The sequence below is a fragment of the Spirillospora sp. NPDC049652 genome (genome assembly GCF_040675125.1).
Lineage (GTDB): Bacteria > Actinomycetota > Actinomycetes > Streptosporangiales > Streptosporangiaceae > Spirillospora.
Genome location: NZ_JBFAOF010000710.1, coordinates 1 through 3,910 on the forward strand (window position 1 = coordinate 1; position 3,910 = coordinate 3,910).

A 3,910-nucleotide genomic window follows, 5' to 3' on the forward strand; every position below is an offset into this window, starting at 1 on the left:
CTTCCCGGGAGGCGCTGCAGGGGGCGTCGGCCGGACGTCCCGGGCGGGAGCGTCCGGCCCGGTGAGCCGCTCCGCCGGCCGGTCCGGACGGCGTGGCGGCTCTGGCGGGGGCGGGGTCTTCAGGAGGCCGCCGGACGGACCGACATGATCGTTCCGAACCGTCCGGACGGCGGGGGCCGGTCGCCCGGTCAGGCGCCGATGTAGTGCATGACGTGCTTGATCCGGGTGTAGTCCTCCACTCCGTACATCGACATGTCCTTGCCGTAGCCGGAGTGCTTGAAGCCGCCGTGCGGCATCTCCGACACGAACGGGATGTGCGTGTTGACCCAGACGGCCCCGAAGTCGAGGGCCTTGGTCATCCGCATCGCGCGGCCGTGGTCGCGGGTCCACACGCTCGCCGACAGGCCGTACTTGACGTCGTTGGCCCACCGGACGGCCTGCTCCTCGTCGGAGAAGCGCTGCACGGTGATCACCGGGCCGAAGATCTCGTTCTGCACCATCTCGTCGTCCTGGCGCAACCCGCTGACGACGGTCGGGGCGAAGAAGTAGCCGCGGTCGCCGACCCGCTCGCCGCCGGCCTCCAGGCGGGCGTGGTCGGGGGCCCGGTCGATGAACCCCTGCACGCGCTCCAGCTGGGCCCGGCTGTTGACCGGGCCGTAGTCGGCGTCCGCGTCGGGGTTCGGCGGGCCGACCGTCGTGCCGCGCGCCGCCTCGGCGAGGGCCGCGGTGAAGTCGTCCGCGAGCCGCTCGGCGACCAGGACGCGCGTCGCCGCCGTGCAGTCCTGCCCGGCGTTGAAGTACCCGGCCCCGGCGATGCCCTGCGCCGCGGACTCGACGTCCGCGTCGTCGAAGACCACGACCGGGGCCTTGCCGCCCAGCTCCAGGTGGACGCGCTTGAGGTCGTCGGCCGCCGCGCGCGCGACCTCCATCCCGGCACGGACGCTGCCGGTGATCGACACCATCTGCGGGATCGGGTGCGCGACCAGCGCGCGGCCCGTGTCCCGGTCGCCGCACACCACGTTGAACGCGCCCGGCGGCAGGAACTCGGCGGCGATCTCGGCCAGCAGCAGCGTGCTCGCCGGAGTCGTGTCGGACGGCTTCAGCACCACCGTGTTGCCCGCCGCGAGCGCCGGCCCGAACTTCCAGACCGCCATCATCATCGGGTAGTTCCACGGCGTGACCTGCGCGCACACCCCGATCGGCTCGCGCCGGACCGACGAGGTGTGGTCGGCCATGTACTCGGCCGTGGCCTTGCCCTCCAGGATGCGCCCGGCCCCGGCGAAGAACCGCAGGTTGTCCGCCATCGGCGGGATCTCCTCGTCCGCCGTCAGCCGCAGCGGCTTGCCGGTGTCGCGGCACTCGGCGGCGACCAGCTCGTCCGCGCGCGCCTCCACGGCGTCGGCGAACCGGAGCAGGGCGAGCGACCTGTCCTTCGGCGTCGCGTCGCGCCAGGCGGGGAAGGCCGCGGCGGCCGCGCGGAAGGCCGCGTCCACGTCCTCGGCGCCCGAGGCGGGCGAGGAGGCCCACACCTCACCGGTGCTGGGATCGACCACCTCCAGCGTCCCGCCGTCCTTGGCGTCGACGTACTCGCCGCCGATAAAGTTGCGCAGCCTGATCGCCTGCTCGCTGGTCATCGTCGACCCCTTCCCTGATGGCCACCGCAGCCGGAACCGTCGTTGGCCCCGACCCTTACAGAGGTTGTCCGCTTTGACAAGGGATTCCGTTGTTACGATCCAGTTTCACGACTGAATCCATCTCTCAACCCGTATCTCGCCCATGATGCCGCAGCAAGGAGACGCCACCATGACGGACCGCTCCCCGGAGCGCCGCCCGCCCGCGGGCAGCGCGCGCCGCACCGCCGTCCCGCTCGACGAGACCGCCAAGCAGATCATCGAGCAGCTCCAGCAGGACGGCCGCCGCTCCTACGCCGCGATCGGCAAGGCCGTCGGCCTGTCCGAGGCCGCCGTCCGGCAGCGCGTCCAGAAGCTCCTGGACACCGGCGTCATGCAGATCGTCGGCGTCACCGACCCGCTGATGCTGGGCTTCTCCCGGCAGATGATGATCGGCGTCAAGTGCGAGGGCGACCTGGAGAAGATCGCCGACGCCCTGGCCGCCATCGAGGCCATCGACTACGTCGTCATCACCGCGGGTTCCTTCGACATCCTGGTCGAACTGGTCTGCGAGGACGACGAGCAGCTCCTGGAGCTCCTCGGCCGCATCCGCGCCGTCCCGGGCGTCGTCTCCACCGAGAGCTTCGTCTACCTCAAACTCCGCAAGCAGACCTACACCTGGGGCACCCACTAACAGCGTCCCCGCACCTCCTCACCCCGCCCCCGCCAAGTCCCCAATATCCGAACCCCCGCTCCCACCCCTCACGGCCAATGACGTCCCTACGCAGAGCACGCCTCACTCTCCGTCAGCACCGTCGGAACGTCGATGCCGCCCCCGCCTGCCCCGGCCCGTCGCGCGCAGACCCTCACCAAGCCGCACCCCACCGCTGATCACACTCCCGCAGCCTCACGAGCGCGGACATCCTGCACAGCCATGACGTACGAGCCACCGACCAGACGGCCAACACAGTCACAGCGGCGCCGAGAAGATGCCCACGACCAACGCCACCTCCTCATCGAGAGGTGGAACGACGGTGGACGCTGCTTCAGACCCCGCGCATGCCGACGACCCGGACGGCACCCTGGTGCTTCGGGCGTACACCCGCCCGGCGAAGCCTGGCCAACACCCGAGCCGCCGAATACAGACCGCTCCCCAGGCAGCTCAGAACCACCCGCGTCCGCCCTCCCTCCGAGCAACCGAGAACCCCCGCGATCCGCACGAGCCAGAGAACGACGATTGGCCAACACGGGCCGCCGAATACAGCCTGCTTCCCAATCAGCTCAAACCACCCTCGTCGCCCCTCCCCCCGACCAACCGAGAACCCACACGATCCGCACGAGCCAGTGAACAATGAGCTCGCCTCACTCCTCCCCCACGGACGGCCCGACCTGTGTCGCCAAACACGGACTGCTCCCACCCGAGCAGCCCGGTCGCGGCAAGCCTGGTCAGCCGGGGGAACCTCTTTCGCCAAGATGTGCGGCGGCCAGTTGTTCCGGTACATGACGGGCGCCGTGGAGGCCGCGGGTGGGGATCGGCCGGCTTGATCGGGTCGGTGAGGCCGAAGTCCGCCGGGCAGAAGGACGCGATCGAGACGACCGGCTCAGAACCGCGCCTGGTCGCGGCGCGGTCAGCCGAGGGCGGCCCGCAACGTGGCGGCGAACTTCGCGGCCTCCTCGTCCGACTCGTACTTGTGCCGAGGCCAGAAGAACCCCTTCAACCCGTCCTTGGGATTCCGGGGGACGACATGGACATGCAGGTGCGGGACGCTCTGGCTGATCCGATTGTTCGCCGCCACGAAGGACCCCGCCGCCCCGAGCTCGCTTTCCATTGCCGCAGCCAGACGCCGAGCCTGCGTGAACAGCGGCCCGACCTGCTCCACGGGCAGATCGACCAGCGTCTCGTGATGCTCACGCGGCACCAGCAACGTGTGCCCTTTGAACAGCGGCCGCGTGTCCAGGAACGCCATCGCCTCCGGCACGTCCAACACCACGTGCGCCGGATGCTCGCCCCGGATGATCTCGCAGAACACGCACGGCTTGTCCGCCATCCGCCCCACCTTCCCCATGGCTCAGCCCGCTCTCAACACACCCACTATCCCCGCAAGCCGCCCCCACGCACGGCCACCAGCCCACGGCCCCCGCGCAACCAGCAGCCCACGGCCATCCCCCGCGCAACCCGCAGCCCATGGCCGCCGTCCACGGCAACCCCCACACCGGGCCGGCAGTCCACGGCCATCCTCACGCCCAGGCCGCAGGCCGCAGGCCGCAGGCCGCAGGCCGCAGGCCGCAGGCCGCAGGCC

3 protein-coding genes are annotated in these 3,910 nt (G+C 70.8%); 1 reads left to right on the forward strand and 2 read right to left on the reverse strand.

Annotated features, from left to right (window positions below; all coding sequences use genetic code 11):
* Positions 1–188: 188 nt before the first annotated feature.
* On the reverse strand, positions 189–1,634 hold the full coding sequence (locus tag AB0J52_RS31120) for a gamma-aminobutyraldehyde dehydrogenase (protein ID WP_500186295.1): 1,446 nt from the start codon (positions 1,632–1,634) through the stop codon (positions 189–191).
* A gap of 169 nt (positions 1,635–1,803) precedes the next feature.
* Between AB0J52_RS31120 and AB0J52_RS31125 the strand changes: the two genes are divergently transcribed.
* On the forward strand, positions 1,804–2,304 hold the full coding sequence (locus tag AB0J52_RS31125; protein ID WP_500186297.1) for an Lrp/AsnC family transcriptional regulator: 501 nt from the start codon (positions 1,804–1,806) through the stop codon (positions 2,302–2,304).
* A 934-nt stretch (positions 2,305–3,238) separates the two neighbouring features.
* Here AB0J52_RS31125 and AB0J52_RS31130 read toward each other — a convergent pair.
* On the reverse strand, positions 3,239–3,658 hold the full coding sequence (locus tag AB0J52_RS31130; protein ID WP_500186299.1) for an HIT family protein: 420 nt from the start codon (positions 3,656–3,658) through the stop codon (positions 3,239–3,241).
* Positions 3,659–3,910: the final 252 nt, after the last annotated feature.

Coding starts and splice junctions, on each gene's coding strand:
- AB0J52_RS31130 (WP_500186299.1), bottom strand. CDS start 3,658: ATGGCGGACAAGCCGTGCGTGTTCTGCGAGATCATCCGGGGCGAGCAT.
- AB0J52_RS31120 (WP_500186295.1), bottom strand. CDS start 1,634: ATGACCAGCGAGCAGGCGATCAGGCTGCGCAACTTTATCGGCGGCGAG.
- AB0J52_RS31125 (WP_500186297.1), top strand. CDS start 1,804: ATGACGGACCGCTCCCCGGAGCGCCGCCCGCCCGCGGGCAGCGCGCGC.